At 46.1% G+C, this 16,258-nt stretch carries 15 protein-coding genes and 1 tRNA gene; 10 read left to right on the top strand and 6 right to left on the bottom strand.

From position 1 onward, the window contains the following. The 7 genes from AACQ81_RS04730 to AACQ81_RS04700 form a co-directional block, all read left to right on the top strand. On the top strand, positions 1–1,709 hold a 1,709-nt coding region (locus AACQ81_RS04730; RefSeq protein ID WP_237386511.1), incomplete at its 5' end, for a phage tail protein. After that, positions 1,709–2,335 carry a tail fiber assembly protein gene (locus tag AACQ81_RS04725; RefSeq protein WP_237386510.1) on the top strand — a complete coding sequence of 209 codons (627 nt, stop codon included), beginning with the start codon at positions 1,709–1,711 and terminating at the stop codon, positions 2,333–2,335. The genes AACQ81_RS04730 and AACQ81_RS04725, both read left to right, overlap by 1 nt. Then, positions 2,298–2,948: a hypothetical protein gene (locus AACQ81_RS04720; protein ID WP_237386509.1), complete on the top strand. Its 651-nt coding sequence runs from the start codon at positions 2,298–2,300 to the stop codon at positions 2,946–2,948. Before AACQ81_RS04725 ends, AACQ81_RS04720 begins: the two co-directional genes overlap by 38 nt. Continuing rightward, positions 2,920–3,459 (top strand): baseplate complex protein, encoded by a 540-nt coding sequence (locus tag AACQ81_RS04715; protein WP_237386508.1) that lies wholly within the window; start codon positions 2,920–2,922, stop codon positions 3,457–3,459. Before AACQ81_RS04720 ends, AACQ81_RS04715 begins: the two co-directional genes overlap by 29 nt. Then, positions 3,456–5,093: a phage baseplate assembly protein V gene (locus AACQ81_RS04710; protein WP_237386507.1), complete on the top strand. Its 1,638-nt coding sequence runs from the start codon at positions 3,456–3,458 to the stop codon at positions 5,091–5,093. Before AACQ81_RS04715 ends, AACQ81_RS04710 begins: the two co-directional genes overlap by 4 nt. Before the next feature lie 297 nt (positions 5,094–5,390). Further along, on the top strand, positions 5,391–5,564 hold the full coding sequence (locus AACQ81_RS04705) for a type II toxin-antitoxin system HicA family toxin (RefSeq protein WP_237386506.1): 174 nt from the start codon (positions 5,391–5,393) through the stop codon (positions 5,562–5,564). A gap of 54 nt (positions 5,565–5,618) precedes the next feature. Then, positions 5,619–6,035: a type II toxin-antitoxin system HicB family antitoxin gene (locus AACQ81_RS04700; RefSeq protein WP_237386516.1), complete on the top strand. Its 417-nt coding sequence runs from the start codon at positions 5,619–5,621 to the stop codon at positions 6,033–6,035. Positions 6,036–6,727: 692 nt separating this feature from the next. Here AACQ81_RS04700 and AACQ81_RS04695 read toward each other — a convergent pair. Further along, positions 6,728–6,803, bottom strand: a tRNA-Ile gene (locus AACQ81_RS04695). Between the two features lie 287 nt (positions 6,804–7,090). On the opposite strand from AACQ81_RS04695, the gene AACQ81_RS04690 reads away from it, so the two are divergent. Next, positions 7,091–7,870, top strand: coding sequence for a GNAT family N-acetyltransferase (locus AACQ81_RS04690; protein ID WP_237386505.1), 780 nt, complete (start codon positions 7,091–7,093; stop codon positions 7,868–7,870). Between the two features lie 70 nt (positions 7,871–7,940). Here AACQ81_RS04690 and rpoD read toward each other — a convergent pair whose 3' ends face one another. From rpoD to rpsU, 3 genes are all read right to left on the bottom strand, one after another. Further along, the gene (gene rpoD / locus AACQ81_RS04685; protein WP_237386504.1) at positions 7,941–9,788 is read right to left on the bottom strand and encodes an RNA polymerase sigma factor RpoD; all 1,848 of its coding nucleotides are present in this window, start codon (positions 9,786–9,788) and stop codon (positions 7,941–7,943) included. 299 nt (positions 9,789–10,087) lie between these two features. Continuing rightward, positions 10,088–11,836 carry a DNA primase gene (dnaG, locus tag AACQ81_RS04680; protein ID WP_237386503.1) on the bottom strand — a complete coding sequence of 583 codons (1,749 nt, stop codon included), beginning with the start codon at positions 11,834–11,836 and terminating at the stop codon, positions 10,088–10,090. A gap of 114 nt (positions 11,837–11,950) precedes the next feature. Continuing rightward, positions 11,951–12,166 carry a 30S ribosomal protein S21 gene (gene rpsU, locus AACQ81_RS04675; protein ID WP_001144069.1) on the bottom strand — a complete coding sequence of 72 codons (216 nt, stop codon included), beginning with the start codon at positions 12,164–12,166 and terminating at the stop codon, positions 11,951–11,953. 431 nt (positions 12,167–12,597) lie between these two features. On the opposite strand from rpsU, the gene tsaD reads away from it, so the two are divergent. Then, entirely contained in the window at positions 12,598–13,635 is a 1,038-nt protein-coding gene (gene tsaD / locus AACQ81_RS04670; protein ID WP_237386502.1) for a tRNA (adenosine(37)-N6)-threonylcarbamoyltransferase complex transferase subunit TsaD, read from the top strand. Positions 13,636–13,756: 121 nt separating this feature from the next. Here tsaD and AACQ81_RS04665 read toward each other — a convergent pair whose 3' ends face one another. Continuing rightward, the gene (locus AACQ81_RS04665) at positions 13,757–14,797 is read right to left on the bottom strand and encodes a zinc-dependent alcohol dehydrogenase family protein (protein ID WP_237386501.1); all 1,041 of its coding nucleotides are present in this window, start codon (positions 14,795–14,797) and stop codon (positions 13,757–13,759) included. Positions 14,798–15,129: 332 nt separating this feature from the next. Next, complete coding sequence (gene plsY / locus AACQ81_RS04660; RefSeq protein WP_237386500.1) at positions 15,130–15,783, bottom strand: glycerol-3-phosphate 1-O-acyltransferase PlsY; 654 nt, start codon at positions 15,781–15,783, stop codon at positions 15,130–15,132. A gap of 109 nt (positions 15,784–15,892) precedes the next feature. Between plsY and folB the strand changes: the two genes are divergently transcribed. Then, on the top strand, positions 15,893–16,246 hold the full coding sequence (gene folB / locus AACQ81_RS04655) for a bifunctional dihydroneopterin aldolase/7,8-dihydroneopterin epimerase (RefSeq protein WP_237386515.1): 354 nt from the start codon (positions 15,893–15,895) through the stop codon (positions 16,244–16,246). The last annotated feature ends 12 nt before the right edge of the window (positions 16,247–16,258 follow it).

Genomic DNA, 16,258 nt, shown 5'->3' with positions numbered 1-16,258 from the left:
TGGAATTTGACGGTGCCGCGAAAGAAACCGCCATCACCACAACCGCGGAAACATGGCAGATTGACTTTACCGCGCGTTTGTCGGGCATGGATGACATGCAGCGCCTGATTAATACCGACAGCTACGGGGAGGCGGCTTTTTTTGAAGAGGGCTTTGCCGTAGTACGTCAGGGCGAACAGTACCTTGTGAAAAAAGGGCTGGCCTATGTGGGCGGGCTGCGTGGGGTGTTGGAATTTGACCAGACACTGAACGCGATGCGTAATACCCGTGTGTATGCCGACTTTAGCTATCAGGGCAATCTGGTGAGTCAGTGGAAAACCGTGGTGAAAATTACCGTTGCCAATGAATTGCAAAACTACATCGATGCGGCAGGGTATCCGCATTATGTCTTTGCGGTTGCCAGCATTGACGCTAATGGCGATGTGATGGATTTGCGTATCAAGGGATCATTGAGTGACCGTGATATTACGGAACTTAATCAACGGTTCAATGTCATCATGAACGATAAGTTGGCAAAGAGCCAGAATGGCGCAGATATTCCCGATAAAAATATCTTTATTAATAATCTTGGCTTATCAGACACGAGAGATAAAGCACAAAATGCTGTTCCTCATAGTCGGATGGTTAACGGAAAAACGTTGATAAATGATATTAGTTTGAATGCGGCTGATGTTGGGGCGATAAATAATAATCAACTGGGACAATTGGGTAACGGGGGAAAATTTCAGGATTGTTTATCGACAGGGTTTTACCGAGTAGCAGTCCCCCATCAGGCGACAGTTTCTGATTTCCCGATAGTCTCATCAACAGAACACTTATACGGATATGGTATTCTTGAGGTGAATAATGCTTCCGGTGTGATTTCTCAACGATACACTTCTCACATGGGTCAAGTGGTTGTACGGCAATCATGGTCTTCTGGAAATGATTGGTTAGGTTGGTGTACGATCTACTCGTCCGCTCAGAAACCGTCTGCCGATGATATTGGTTCATATTCTAAATTTGTATCGGATGAAAAATACCAACCTAAGTCACATGCAGGTCAGTTGCATAGTGGCGGTCGATTTTCCGATTGTGTTGCGACAGGGATTTATCATGTTTTTGGTGCACATGCTGATTCTGTTGCGGATTTCCCACGGTATACAACTGGTCAGGCGTTGTATGACTTTGGTGTGCTTGAAGTATACCGTGAAGGAGAATTAATCTCTCAACGATATACCGCGCATAGTGGTGAAATTGCAGTCCGGCAGGCATTCCCCGGTTCTCCTGTGTTGGGAAATTGGTTTATTTACAGTAAACAGGGATTTGATCTGTTGTATGACAATATTCCGGTTGGCTCACCGATTCCGTGGCCGTTACCCAATCCCCCCACAGGCTATCTGGAATGCAAGGGACAATCTTTTGATAAATCAACATGTCCTCGATTGGCGCAAGCTTATCCCTCGGGTGTATTGCCTGATTTGCGCGGTGAGTTTATCCGGGGCTTGGATAATGCCCGTGGTATTGACCCAGGACGCATTGCCTTATCGTGGCAGGCGGACGAATTCAGGTCACATAATCACACCGTTGGCGGTCATTATGGTGGTGACAGTCTGGGCGGGGAAAGTCGTGTTCAAACATACGGTACGGAGCAAGTGTCTAGTCGTGCAGGAGGAAACGAAACCCGTCCTCGTAACATCGCTTTTTTATATATCGTGAGAGCAGCATAATGAAATACACAACAAATATTAAAACAGCAGAATTCAATGAGCGTGGATTTGCAACCTCTAACGGTTGGGTTATGGTCTATCGGGCGAATACAGAAACAGGGGAATATCTCTGTGCGGATATGGAACGTACTCTGATTGGCGTTAGCTTATCGGCGGGAGCCTACTTGGATAAACCCGAGTTGCCAGAATCAAAAGATATTGCCGTTTGTCGTAGCAGAGATGGTAAATCATGGGTTCATATTTCTGATTATCGGGGTAAAACGGTTTACCATGTGAGTACCAGAGAAGCGAAAATTATTCAGCAGATTGGGCAGTTGACACCGGAGTTAACCCTTCTGAAACCGAAAACCGAGTTTGATGTATGGAACGGTACAAAATGGGTAACGGACACTGCGGCTCAAAAAGCAAAAAAAATTGAATTGATGGAAAAACAACGTACTCAGTTGCGTCAGCAGGCAGAAGAAAATATCAGGCCATTGCAGTATGCGATTGATATTGAATTAGCCACGGAGAATGAGAAACAGGTGTTGCTGGCATGGAAAAAATATTTAGTGGCCTTAAACCGATTAACGATTTCAGCAACAACCAATGTCTCTTGGCCGGAACAGCCGAATGTGGCAGCGTAAAACCCTGCAACTGTCCCCGGCGTTGTCGGGGCTGTCGGCCAGCATCGTACCCGTACACCCGTTTCTCTACGGGGTCGGGCAGCAGGCGGACAGTGGCAGTTACTTAAGCCCGGCCAATGCCCTTCATTACCTGTCGAATAAGTTGACAGGCGCAGGTCACCTGAATGCCCTTGTGCTGATGGTCTGCGCCAAGACCCACACTGAATTTATGCAGCACCTCACGCAATTTTCATCGGTGTTGCCGTTGCCGCAGCCATTGTCAACGGCAAGTAGCCGTTTGACCGCCAATGCACACCTGATTGCACAGGCCAAAGCCCAAGCCAGCGCAGGCAGCAGCTTGGCGGGGTTAAAATCACAGTTAAACGGGTTTACCACGGCAAGGCAGAACGCCTTGCAGCAGGTCGGTGATGCCCTGAATGGCGCAATGGGAAACACCGCCGCCGTCTGGGCATTTAGCGGAACAGGTAACGGTGCACTGTTGGCCGAGAAAATGCGCAAGGGCATCCCGGAGCCGGATGCGGTTTATACATTAGGCACGCTATTTGTCGCGGATGACATTAGCCCACTGGAAAGGATGCTATCGCATGAGCCAGATTATCACCCTCGCCCTTGATGGCGAGGCCATCCCGTTAAAAAGCCTGACCGTGACCCCCTCGGTCATGTTTCAGGATCAAGACCAGAGCGGGCAGTCTTCCAGTACGGCAGTCGCCGAACAGGGCATCAAGCCGAAAGAGCTGCGCATCACGGGCATTATTCCCTTTACCGAACAGAAAACTTTCTCGCGCTTGTTTGCACTGGCGGAAGCCAAAGAAAATGGTCAGTTGAAACGCTACCGGGTTGCCAACCTGACCGCACAGGCCATCAATTTTCGTATCGGGACATTCACGGGCACGATTGACGCCAGCAAGGTAGACGGTAAGCAGGCATGGCAGGTGACTTTTACCTTACGGGAACATTTATCGGTGTCGGAGAAACGCGATGCCCGTTCAATGGGGCAGGTTAACGCGAAAAAACAAACGACGAAGCCGGGAGAGTCTTTAGCCGAAGGGGATGAAAAACTCAGTTGGTTTGAACGGGAATGGCTTAAACCAATAAATGACAGATTGGGGTCAGTAAAAGAATGAAACCGATTAACCGGCTTTATTTGTCCAGTGATGAGATCCATGTGGTGGATGCCAATCTCATGCTGGAATTGTCCGCCTGTGGCCGGGGGTTTATTACGGCAGAGACTACCACCGATTACACCGGAAAACTGGTGCGGCTGGATGTCGGTTACACCGATTTAATATTACGCTGGTTTACGGGCTATGTGGAGCGTGCGCAGCCTGCCCAGAACGGATACCAACGCCTGTTTGTGCGTGAGCTGGTCGGCGTGTTTGACCGTCAATGGCCGTGCTCCTTTCAGCATCCGACCTTGCGTCAAATTGTGGATTGGTTGCAGGAACACAGCGGGCTGACGTTCATCTTACCGGAGGCACCTTATACCGATAAACCTGTCCCGCATTACACCCACAATGGCACGGGTTATCAGTTGCTGGCGAATCTGGGGCAGGTCTTCGACATTGAGGACTATATCTGGCAGCAGTTGCCGGATGGCTCGGTGTATCTGGGCAGTTGGGTGCATTCACTGTTTGCCGGAAAGCCTGTCGACATCCCCAATGAATTTAGTCAGCGTCACTCGGCAGGCAATGCGATGACGATTCCCATGATCCAATCTTTGCGCCCCGGCGTGGTGGTCAATCAGCAGCGGCTGAGCAAGGTCAACCTGACCAATGAAAACATGGCCATCACATGGCTGCCCAAAGGCCAGCAGGAGAACAAAACCCCCGCCCAGCGTCAGATTGATGCCGCTTACCCCGAATTATCGGCCGGGCTGCACTTGCCCCAATTCGCCCGTATTGAGGCACACACGGAAAATACGGCCAGCGGTGATATCTCCGATCCCTTCAGGCCGCGCTATGCCGTTGATGTGCAGTTGCTGGATGATAATGGCAAAGACGCCGCCGCGCCTGTGTATCAGGCTGTCCCGCTGCCGTTGCCGATGGCAGGCGGGGAATCGGGGATGTTCCAGTATCCGCCCATTGGCACAATCGTTGAGATGGCTTTCGAGGGCGGCCGACCGGACAAGCCGTTTATCCGCCAGACTCTGAGTCAGGGCAACACGCTGCCCGATATCAAGCCCGGTGAACAGTTGCAGCAGCAGCGGGCGGAAGTGTCGCAGCGCGTCACGCAGGAAGGTAGTTGGATAAGGCAGACAGACCAGACCATTAATGAATCGTCCCTGCACCGCGAAGTTAAGGCTGATACAGAAAAGCGCACCGTAGTGGCACGGGAAACCACCATACAGGCTACGGATAAAGTTACCGTCTTGGGAACATCTGCCTTACTGGCGGGGGCTATCCAGCATATCGCTGACGGCGATTACAGTCTGGCGGCCTCCTCAAATCTGGTCGCCAGTGTGGGGAAAGACGCGAATATCGACGTCGGCCAGACGCTGATAGAAAAAATCGGCCTGCTTCGCCAGAGCATCGCCGGAGTCAAACAAGAAATCGTTGCGCCCGTGGTCTGGGTGGGCAGCCAGCAAATCAACGTCATGCAATTGATGCTAGACACCCTTGGCGTAGTCAAGGAGTTGGCCGAACTGACCGCCGCCCATACCCATCACAACACAGGCACACCGGAGAACGCCAGCGCGATAAGGAACACGGCTGATAAATCGGATGGGCTGAAACAGAAATATTCGCCAGTGATTGGGTAAGGTTTTTACGCTATACCAAGATTGATATTTTATGCAGAGACATTAGACTGATGATGTTAGTTGAAGAGTAACGCGCTATCGTCGAGGCTACCAATCTCGTAAATAGCACAGCGAAAGACGAACTCATCAAAAGTAAAAACAAAAAATCAGCCTCACCAGTTGATTTTTTTGTCGTAGTCAAAGTAACCCTGCTCCGGCGGGGTTTATTTTTATCTTCTCCTTTTTTGTAAACAAAAACGTTGACATAGTAATCATAAATGTTTACTATGATCGCATGTTCAACAGAATGGAGGAGTGGTGAAGCAAAGCGAGTTTAGGCGATGGCTGGAAGCTCAGGGCGTCGAAGTTTCAAACGGAACAAACCATCTGAAACTGAGATACAAGGGGAAGTACAGTGTCATGCCAAGGCATCCCAGCCATGAGATAAAAGAGCCACTAAGGAAAGCAATCATTAAGCAATTAGGATTGTAATAAAAACCCGCCTCTTTAGGGGCGGGTTCTCGCGCAGCTTCACCATAAAAAATGATGAGATATCCAGTAATACTAGAGCCAGTCGAAGAAGGCGGTTATTTCGTCTCGTTCCCGGATATCCCCGAAGCCTTAACGCAAGGGGAGACACGGGAAGAAGCGCTGGAGATGGCACTTGATGCGCTAATAACGTCCTTCGAATTCTATTTCGAAGATAGCAAAAAAATCCCATCACCAAGCCCTGTGGGGCAAGGTAATGATTATGTCGATGTCCCCTTAAGCGTGGCGTCAAAGGTGCTGATGCTGAATGCGTTTGTTGATTCCCGATTAACGCAAACGGAGTTAGCCCAGCGTATGGGGGTGAAAAAGCAGGAAGTCACCCGCCTCTTTGATTTACACCATTCGACCAAGATTGATACGGTCGCTAAGGCAGCAACAGCAATCGGGCATCAATTAACCGTGTCCATCCTATAACGATGATCACCTATCAAAAGGCTGCGTAAACCGTGGCCTTTTTCATGCTCTCATCAAGCGCAATCAGACGCCCTATAAACTATTCACCTATTAACGTATAGAGTCTCTGCGTTTAACTTGGATCGCGTCCCTGCGTCGCGCTCAGGCTGCGCAATCCCCACGAAATAAAAGTAAACCCGACGTAAAACGGACTACACCGCACCCGCCTGCACGTTTTGGATCAAAAAATTATTTCAGTTTTAAAATCCGACAAAGGGAACCGCCAGAGCGCACCAGCACAGGCGGCGTGAGAGAAACCGCAAATTGAAAAGTGTGAAAAGATTTTCAGGGGATTTCAGTTTTTGGATCAAAAGAGGATCACGGGGAAAATCATAATACAATGATAATAAAAGGAAAATTATATTTTACGTAAGAAATAAGATCACGAAGACAGGCTAAGGAAAATTTCAGAACATAGTAACAGCACGGTCTTGCGGCCATTGAAAAACTGAAATCAATTGAATCAGTAAATATATTCTTACTAGCCGAAAAGATTTTTCCGTTTGGTTCAGTTGGGCTAAAAATAATCAATAAAAGAATTGAGATGGAAGATGCTAGAAAAACCTGTCGCCATTTTGTCGCCACTGACTATAAAAAACAAAAAAGCCACTTATTAAAAAGTGGCTTAATGTGCTGATTTAACAGCTAAAATTTGGTGGCCCCTGCTGGACTTGAACCAGCGACCAAGCGATTATGAGTCGCCTGCTCTAACCACTGAGCTAAGGGGCCAGCGAAGTAGGAGGATTATACGGTACAGTTTGGTATTAGGTCTAGTCCTCAAAATTCATATGCGCATTTTATATACAATAATCAGTATCTTTTAACGTATTTCAATCAATTGATAGTAATCTGATCTCCCTTTTAGTGATGCTGGTCATTTTTTCAATAAAAGTTTCTGATTGTTTAATGTACTTTGGTCATGCTTGCGTCAACAAAAGCTTATTGATGAGACTTTATTTTCTAGATTGATTTTCAGTACTTTTATTACTTTCTATAAAAATACCTTTGGAGTTAATATGAACAAATATCATTTGTCGGTGGCTACTTTTGCTCATCATCAAATTGAAGATCATTTTTACTCATCTATCAGCAAAATGAATCAGCATATCAGCGATGATGTTCGTGCCTATATAACAGGTGTTGAAGCTCACGTATTAAACTTTTTATTGGTTATAGATAACCATGCCCAAATCGCAGAGGATTTACAAAAAGGTATTCGGTTTCTGGATGAGAAAACTATCGTTCCGTTTGCGATTTATACTGTAGCGCCGAATCATCAAACTTTAGAGGTTATCCAGCAGGCTGGGTTTGTATTCGATGTTGATGGTATAACCACTGGTATGCAGCTCGATTTGCTGAGTTGGCAGCCAAACGATTTATCGGCTGCGGAATATGACGTTCGGTGTGTTGATCATTGTTTGAATGATTGGGCTACGCCAGTAGGGAGTGCGTTTGAAACGGGTAATATACTCTCAGGACAGTACCAGAAATGCCATCAGGCGGCGTTGGAGGCGGGGAAATCTCTGCAACATTATGCCTTGTATGTCGATGGTCAGCCTGTTTGTGCCTTAACTTTATCATGGCTGGGTAATATTGTTCGTTTTGATGATATTGGTACGCTGGTGGAGCAGCAGAGAAAAGGATATGCTTCTGCTCTGATCAATTATGTGTTGAATGAAGCCAGGCGGGATGGTGCGATTGCCTGTTATTTAGATGCCTCTCGTGATGGTAATGAGTTATATCGGCGTATCGGGTTTAAGACATTATTTGAATATCAGGGATTTATCCGCGAGTAATAGTAATAAAGAATAAGCAGAAAGCGTCTGTTGAAACAGACGCTTTCTGATTTATCAGCAAATTCGTTGATTAGTCGTCAAGGAAGCTGCGCAGTACTTCAGAACGGCTTGGGTGACGCAGTTTACGCAGGGCTTTCGCTTCGATCTGACGAATACGTTCGCGGGTTACATCAAATTGTTTACCCACTTCTTCCAGTGTATGGTCAGTGTTCATATCGATGCCAAAACGCATACGCAGAACTTTAGCTTCACGCGCGGTCAGGCCAGCCAGCACGTCATGAGTTGCAGAACGCAGGCTTTCTGAAGTTGCAGAATCCAGCGGCAGTTCGAGAGTCGTATCCTCAATGAAATCGCCCAGATGTGAGTCTTCATCATCACCGACTGGTGTTTCCATTGAGATAGGTTCTTTGGCGATTTTCAGTACCTTGCGGATCTTATCTTCTGGCATCATCATACGTTCTGCCAGTTCTTCCGGTGAAGGCTCACGACCCATTTCCTGCAACATCTGACGGGAAATACGATTGAGTTTGTTGATAGTTTCAATCATATGTACCGGGATACGGATGGTACGCGCCTGATCAGCGATAGAACGGGTAATTGCCTGACGGATCCACCATGTTGCGTAAGTTGAGAATTTGTAACCACGACGGTATTCAAATTTATCAACTGCTTTCATCAGACCAATATTACCTTCTTGGATCAAATCAAGGAATTGCAGGCCACGGTTGGTATATTTCTTTGCAATCGAAATAACCAGACGCAAGTTGGCCTCAACCATCTCTTTCTTCGCTCGGCGGGCTTTCGCTTCACCGATTGACATACGACGGTTGATATCTTTGACCTGTTCAATAGTCAGGCCAGTTTCTTCTTCGATCTGGTGTAACTTCTGCAAGCTACGCATTACTTCTTCTTCAATTTCCTGCAACTTATCAGACCATGGCTTGTTCATTGCTTTTGCAGCGGTGAACCATGTGTCAGAAGTTTCATTGCCAGAGAACAGAGTAATGAAGTTTTTCTTCGGCATCTTGCACTGCTCAACACACATCTTCATGATTTGGCGCTCTTGAAGACGTACGCGATCCATCATGGAACGCATATTGTTGACCAGATAATCAAATTGTTTTGGCACCAAACGGAACTGTTTGAATACCTCAGACAGGGTTAATATTTCTGCTGCGGTATTTGGATTGTCACGCCCGTAATTTTTGATTACCTGACGAGTAATTTCATACTGTGTGCGCAATTCCTGAAATTTCTGGCGAGCCAATTCTGGGTCGATGCTGTTATCATCTTCAGTATCAGAATCATCTTCACGCTCTTCGTCATCTTCTTCATCGTCGTTAAGCTCTTCCTGAGGAAGTTCTGAGCCGACATGAGTGGCTGTTGGTGCGAGATCTTCTTCTGCATTCGGATCAACGAAACCTGTGATCAAATCGGACAGACGGCTCTCGCCAGCTTCGACGCGGTCGTACTGTTCCAGCAGGTAGGTGATTGCTTCTGGGTATTCAGCAACAGAGCACTGTACTTGGTTGATGCCATCTTCAATGCGCTTTGCAATGTCAATCTCACCTTCACGAGTCAGTAGCTCCACCGTGCCCATTTCACGCATGTACATACGAACTGGATCGGTGGTACGGCCGATTTCTGACTCGACACTGGATAACACTTGCGCAGCCGCTTCCGCCGCGTCTTCATCGGTGTCGTTTGTGTTTTCTGCCAACATGAGATCATCAGCATCAGGTGCTTCTTCCATTACCTGGATGCCCATGTCATTGATCATTTGGATGATATCTTCTATCTGATCAGAATCGACGATATCTTCCGGCAGATGGTCATTGACCTCAGCATAGGTCAGATAGCCTTGCTCCTTACCTCGGGTGACAAGTAGCTTTAGCTGTGACTGCGGGTTTTGCTCCATAAGACGGTATCCACACTTCAGAGTATTGGTTGGTGTTCGGTCGGCGAAACAAATATGCCAACAATAACATTTAGGGGCGTTTTCATTGTATTGCCGCAGCCCACAATAGCGACAATTGTAGAGCTATCTCCCTACCTAATGCGGCACTTAAGCCGTGAATTCTGTATCAGTGTTCTTAATCTTGATTTAGAATTTGTTTCATCAAGCTATATTTTTATCAAAGCGTATTTGCATCAAAAATATTACACATGCAAACGTATTGAGTGAGTTAATTAATATAGTCTTGTTGAAGCAAATTATTATTTCCTCGCACCAGACTCCGTAATTAAGCGGACTTCTTCGCGTTCTTCTGATGTCAAGCCTTCAGTTCTGCCTTTGGCAATCAGAAAATTAAAACGTTCATCAAGTGCTGATGCGAAAAGATGGTTCAACGCATCACTGAAAGTTTTTTCAGCAATCTCTTCTACTTGTATATCGTTCCATGCAGCGAGTTTTTCAAGCTGTTTTGCGTATTTATTATCGCGATACTGCTCCAAAAGCTGGCCGGTTGTTAAACCCGGTTGGGCAAGGCACGTGTCGACAAGCTCAATGAATAACGGTAACCCCGCTATCTGAGCAGAAAACATTCCCTGTAATGAAGGAACTAATGTCGCTAAATGCGGATTTTGCACCAACAATGCGATAAGGATTCGCATTGTTGTTGGCTTCAGTTTTAGCGCCTGATATGCATTGGTATCTTTTTTGACAAGTTTTGCCAAAGATCGTTCCAATTGTGTTGTATCAGGTATGCCTAGTAACCTTCCAATCTCTTGGAGTAAATAGAGCCGCAACGCTTCCCCGGGAACCTGACTAATCAGCGGCATTGCAAGCGAACTGAGTTTAGTCGCACCTTCTGGGGTACTCAAATCTACTTGTGGCAATAGAGACTCGAACAAAAATTCAGATAAGGTCAATGCTTTTCCCATTCGCTGTTCGAAAATCTCTCTGCCTTCTTTGCGAACCAGTGAATCTGGATCTTCGCCATCAGGCAAGAACATAAAACGTAATTGCCGTCCATCATTCAGATAGGGCAGTGCGGTTTCCAATGCCCTCCATGCGGCATCACGGCCAGCACGGTCGCCATCGTAACAGCAGATAACACTATCCGTTGTCCGAAAAAGGAGTTGAATGTGTTCGGCTGTCGTGGACGTTCCCAGCGAAGCCACAGCATAGTCAATGTCAAACTGTGCCAGCGCAACAACATCCATGTAACCTTCAACCACCAATAGCCTTGAAAGCGTATTGTGGTTTTGTTGAGCTTCATAGAGTCCGTATAATTGCCGGCCTTTATGGAAAATTTCTGTTTCCGGTGAGTTCAAGTACTTGGGAAGTGCATCTCCCAGAACTCTTCCCCCGAATGCAACTACTCGACCACGGCGATCTCGAATTGGGAACATAACACGTTCACGGAAACGGTCATAAGTCCGACCATTCTCATTCGTGACCAGCATTCCTGCATCGTTTAGCTGTTTACGATCTTCAACGTTATGGGCAAAGCGTTTCAGGGCATTATCCCATCCCGCTGGTGCGAAACCAATGGAAAAACGCTGAATGACCTCTTCACTAAGCCCACGTTGAGCCAGATATTGCCGGGCTGACTGAGCATTGGGTGTATTCAGTGAATGCTGATAGAAACTGTTTAGTTTCTCCATCAACTGATAAAGATTTTGCCTTTGGTGGCGTTCTATTTGACCGCCGCCGGAGCCTGCTTCGTAAGGCACTTCCAGCCCGTGCATTGCTGCCAGTTCTTCAATGGATTCGACAAAGTCCAGCCTGTCATAATTCATCAGAAAATCAATAGCATTGCCATGCGCTCCACAGCCGAAGCAATGGTAAAACTGTTTATCGCCATTAACAGTAAATGAAGGGGTTTTTTCGTTATGAAAAGGACAGCACGCTTGATGGTTTTTGCCTTTCTTTTTGAGAGGCACTTTGACATCGATCAAATCAATGATATCGGTTCTTGCTAATAAATCATTGATAAATGCGCGTGGAATTCGTCCAGCCATAAGCCCTTTTACGCCTGTTGATGAACGAGAATAAGCCGCGCTTTCTCTGGGAAAGCACGGCCTTTAATTGCAGTAGTTTGTTAATACAACCACTATGCGGATTGACCGCAAGGATTAGTACAAACGAGTGCGGCGTGCGTTTTCACGAGCTAGCTTTTTAGCATGACGCTTAACAGCAGAAGCTTTAGCGCGTTTGCGTTCAGTCGTTGGTTTTTCATAGAATTCACGACGACGAACTTCTGCTAATACGCCTGCTTTTTCGCAAGAACGCTTAAAGCGACGCAGTGCTACGTCAAATGGCTCGTTTTCACGTACTTTAATTACTGGCATGTGCCTCTCACCTCAATAGAAATCGGGTTTGTCGCTGGCGGGATAGTGCCAGCCGTCTTTAAAATGGTGCGGAATTTTACTTCAATGAACACGGCTTTGTAAAGTGCCGAGGAAAATTGAAACCTATAGCGCAACGGGCTATAACATGCTTTTTGTATACAAAACAAGCAGCCTTGCGCCAGCGCTATTAACATTAACCACACAGGAGATTCAAGTAGGGTACTGATTATAGACTAAACAGGAAAAATAGCCAGCCTATAAATAGTCCGGTTAAGCCATCATTCAGTGAGGCGAGTACAGGTTGTGAATAGTGGTTATAAACGGATAGTGGTACACTTATGCCCGATTTAGGGGAATACGATATACGAATTCATGTGCACCAAGAAATATGAATAGTATGGTGACGATAGAGTGACGAGACGAAAAGTACAATGCGAGTTTTAGGTATAGAAACGTCCTGCGATGAAACCGGAATCGCAATTTATGATGACAGATCCGGTCTGCTAGCCAATCAACTTTACAGTCAGGTAAAACTGCATGCTGATTATGGCGGTGTTGTGCCGGAACTGGCATCGCGAGACCACATTCGTAAAACGGTTCCCTTGATTCAGGCGGCTTTGAAAGAAGCGGGGCTGACAAATAAAGATATCGATGCCGTTGCTTACACTGCGGGGCCTGGTTTGGTTGGTGCATTATTGGTCGGGGCAACTATTGGGCGTTCACTGGCGTTCGCGTGGAATGTACCGGCTATTCCCGTACATCATATGGAAGGTCATTTATTGGCACCGATGCTGGAAGAAAATAGCCCTGAGTTCCCTTTTGTTGCCTTGTTGGTTTCTGGCGGTCATACCCAGCTTATTAGTGTAACGGGAATTGGTGAATACCAATTGTTGGGGGAATCTATTGACGATGCTGCGGGTGAGGCTTTCGATAAGACCGCAAAGTTGCTTGGGTTGGATTACCCCGGAGGCCCGGTACTTTCCCGTATGGCACAGCAGGGTAAAGCCGGACGTTTTATTTTCCCACGTCCAATGACAGATCGCCCCGGGCTGGATTTCAGTTTTTCTGGTCTGAAAACATTTGCTGCCAATACCATCCGTAATAACATTCATGGCCATGATAGTGTTGAGGATGGGCAAACCAAAGCGGATATTGCCCGTGCCTTTGAAGATGCAGTTGTCGATACGCTGGCGATTAAATGCAAACGGGCGTTGGAACAGACGGGGTTTAAACGTCTGGTGATGGCTGGGGGTGTGAGTGCCAACGGGACATTGCGGACAAAAATGCAGGAATTAATGGTAAAACTGGGTGGCGAAGCCTTCTATGCCCGTCCTGAATTCTGTACTGATAATGGTGCGATGATTGCTCTGGCTGGCATGATCCGCTTACAAGGCGGAACCACAGGTGAATTGGGTGTTACAGTAAAAGCGCGCTGGCCGCTGTCGGATCTTCCTGCATTGCAGAAATGATAAGAAATGTACTGAATGACTTGGGTTGACTACCGCTTGGTGCTCAGCCTTGTTCAGTAACCGTTGTTATTTTAGCAGGAAGAAGTAATTAGACTTCCCCTTCCTGCTTTGAGTTATAGGCTTATTCTGATGTTAAAACAATTTTCAGTGCTTTTTCCTGAGCGGCGTTATTAAAGACTTCATAAGCTGTTTCAATTTCACTCAATAGATAACGATGCGTCACGAGTTTTTCAGGTGAAATTTTGCCGGATTGAACACTTTTAAGCAGCATCGGTGTGCTGCTTGTGTTCACCAATCCGGTAGTAATGGTGATGTTTTTGATCCAAAGTTCTTCCAGATGCAATTCAACGGATTTTCCGTGAACACCAACGTTAGCAATATACCCACCAGCAGTGATGATATCCTGACAGATTTTGAATGTTGCAGGTATCCCGACACATTCAATCGCGACATCGACCCCAATGCCATCAGTGATTTTTTGAATCTCTGCCACGACATTTTGGCATGCTGGGTTGATAATTGTGTTAGCCCCAAACTGTTGGGCGACATGAAGACGATTGTCATCAGTATCAATCATAATGATGTGTGCTGGAGAGTAGAATTGTGATGCCAGAAGTGCAGAAAGGCCAACTGGACCAGCACCAATCAAGGCAATAGTGTGACCTGGCTGAACTCTGCCGTTGATGACACCGATTTCAAGACCTGTCGGTAAGATATCACTAAGCATCAATGCAGCGTCTTCATTTATCCCTTCTGGTAAACGATGTAAGCTGTTATCAGCATGAGGAATGCGTACTTGCTCAGCTTGAGTACCATCAATTTTATGTCCAAGGATCCAACCACCATCTTCACAGTGTGAATAAAGCTGACGCTTGCAATAACTACAACTGCCACAAACTGTAATACAGGAAATAATGACTTTATCGCCCACTTTGATATTACGGACAGATTTCCCAATATTTTCAACAATCCCTATACCTTCATGGCCTAAAACCCGGCCCTTATCTACCGTAGGAACATCCCCTTTGAGGATATGTAAATCTGTTCCGCAGATAGTCGTTTTAATAATACGGACAATGGCATCAGTTGACTCAATAATTTGAGGCAATGCTTTTTCTTCCCAATGTTTTTGACCTGCTCCATGATAAACAAGTGCTTTCATAAAACCCCCTTTCACAGATAGTTTGTATTTTGCACTAGAAATCTAGCGTATTATTAAGGTTAAAAATAATGAGTGGTTCAAGAAATACAATCATTTTCACAAAACAATAATGGTTTTCAAAGGTAAGTTTATGTCATATTTATGGTTATAAATATAGATTTTACAGGTTAATTTGATGCTATCTTCTATTTTATCATGATAACGATAGAAGCAATCGTGACGTTAGTCGGGGATGTGATCGGGGTGAGTGAGCGCAGCCAACAAAGCTGCAACTTGAAAGACGACAGGTATATATTAGCCAAGAAAGCCCCTACAATAAGGGGCTTTTGGATTCAGTCGTCTTGTTGTTCTGTTGTGGATTGAATTTTTTCTTTATCCGTCATTTCCTGTTTCTTTTTTAATTTCTGCCAGATACGGCTTTCTTGCCCACGCCAGAGACGCTGGATATTATCGTGGTGGCGTACTAAAACCAAGCACGATAACATTGCTACAGGGAAAGTGAATTCAGGTTTGAACCACCAGACGTAGAAAGGAGCGACCAGTGCGCTGACAATGGCACCTAGTGAGGAATAACCGCTTAACAGCACAGTCAGCAGCCATGTACCAGAGACTAATCCCATTAGATCCCAGCCAATGGCAGCAATGGCACCAAAAGCGGTTGCTACGCCTTTTCCCCCCTTGAAATGGAAGAAGATGGGATAAATATGCCCCAAACAGGCAGCAATGGCGATAACACCTAAGTAAAATGGCGGAATACTGAGTTTGTATGCCAGCCAAACCGGAATAAGCCCTTTGAGGACATCACAAATCAGTACTGCCAATGCAGCCCATTTACCACCAATGCGCAGTACATTTGTTGCTCCAGGGTTACCGGAACCATGTTGACGGGGGTCGGGAAGCCTTGCCAAACGGCATATCAATATCGCGCTGGATATAGAGCCACATAAGTACGCGAAGATGATCATGCCAAGCGCGATTGCACTCATAAGATATCTCCAATGAATAAGAGTCGTTTTATTAAGTCTAACAAGGGATAATACGCACATTTCGCCGGAAGTGGTATCTGGCGGACAGAAAAACGGGGAAAAGGTAGTGATGGATATCGTATTTATTGACGAATTAACGGTGATTACCACTATTGGTGTTTATGATTGGGAACAAACGATTAAACAGAAATTAGTGTTCGATATCGAAATGGGATGGGATAACAAACGCGCTTCTTCCAGCGATAATGTCGAACACTGTCTGGATTATGCCAGGGTCAGCAAAGCCATAATTCATCATGTGGAAAGCCAGCGTTTTGCGTTGGTCGAACGGGTAGCTGAAGAAGTGGCAAATATTTTGCTGAATCAATTTCATTCACCTTGGGTGAAGATCAAAGTGAGTAAACCGGGTGCTGTCGCACAGGCAAAAAGTGTTGGTGTGGTGATTGAGCGGAGTGCAGGTTAACTGATAAATCCT

Origin of the sequence: Xenorhabdus sp. Sc-CR9, assembly GCF_963897815.1 — a bacterium.
GTDB lineage: Bacteria > Pseudomonadota > Gammaproteobacteria > Enterobacterales > Enterobacteriaceae > Xenorhabdus.
Note: the sequence above shows the minus strand (reverse complement) of the source record. Positions and strands in the feature narration are given on the sequence as shown.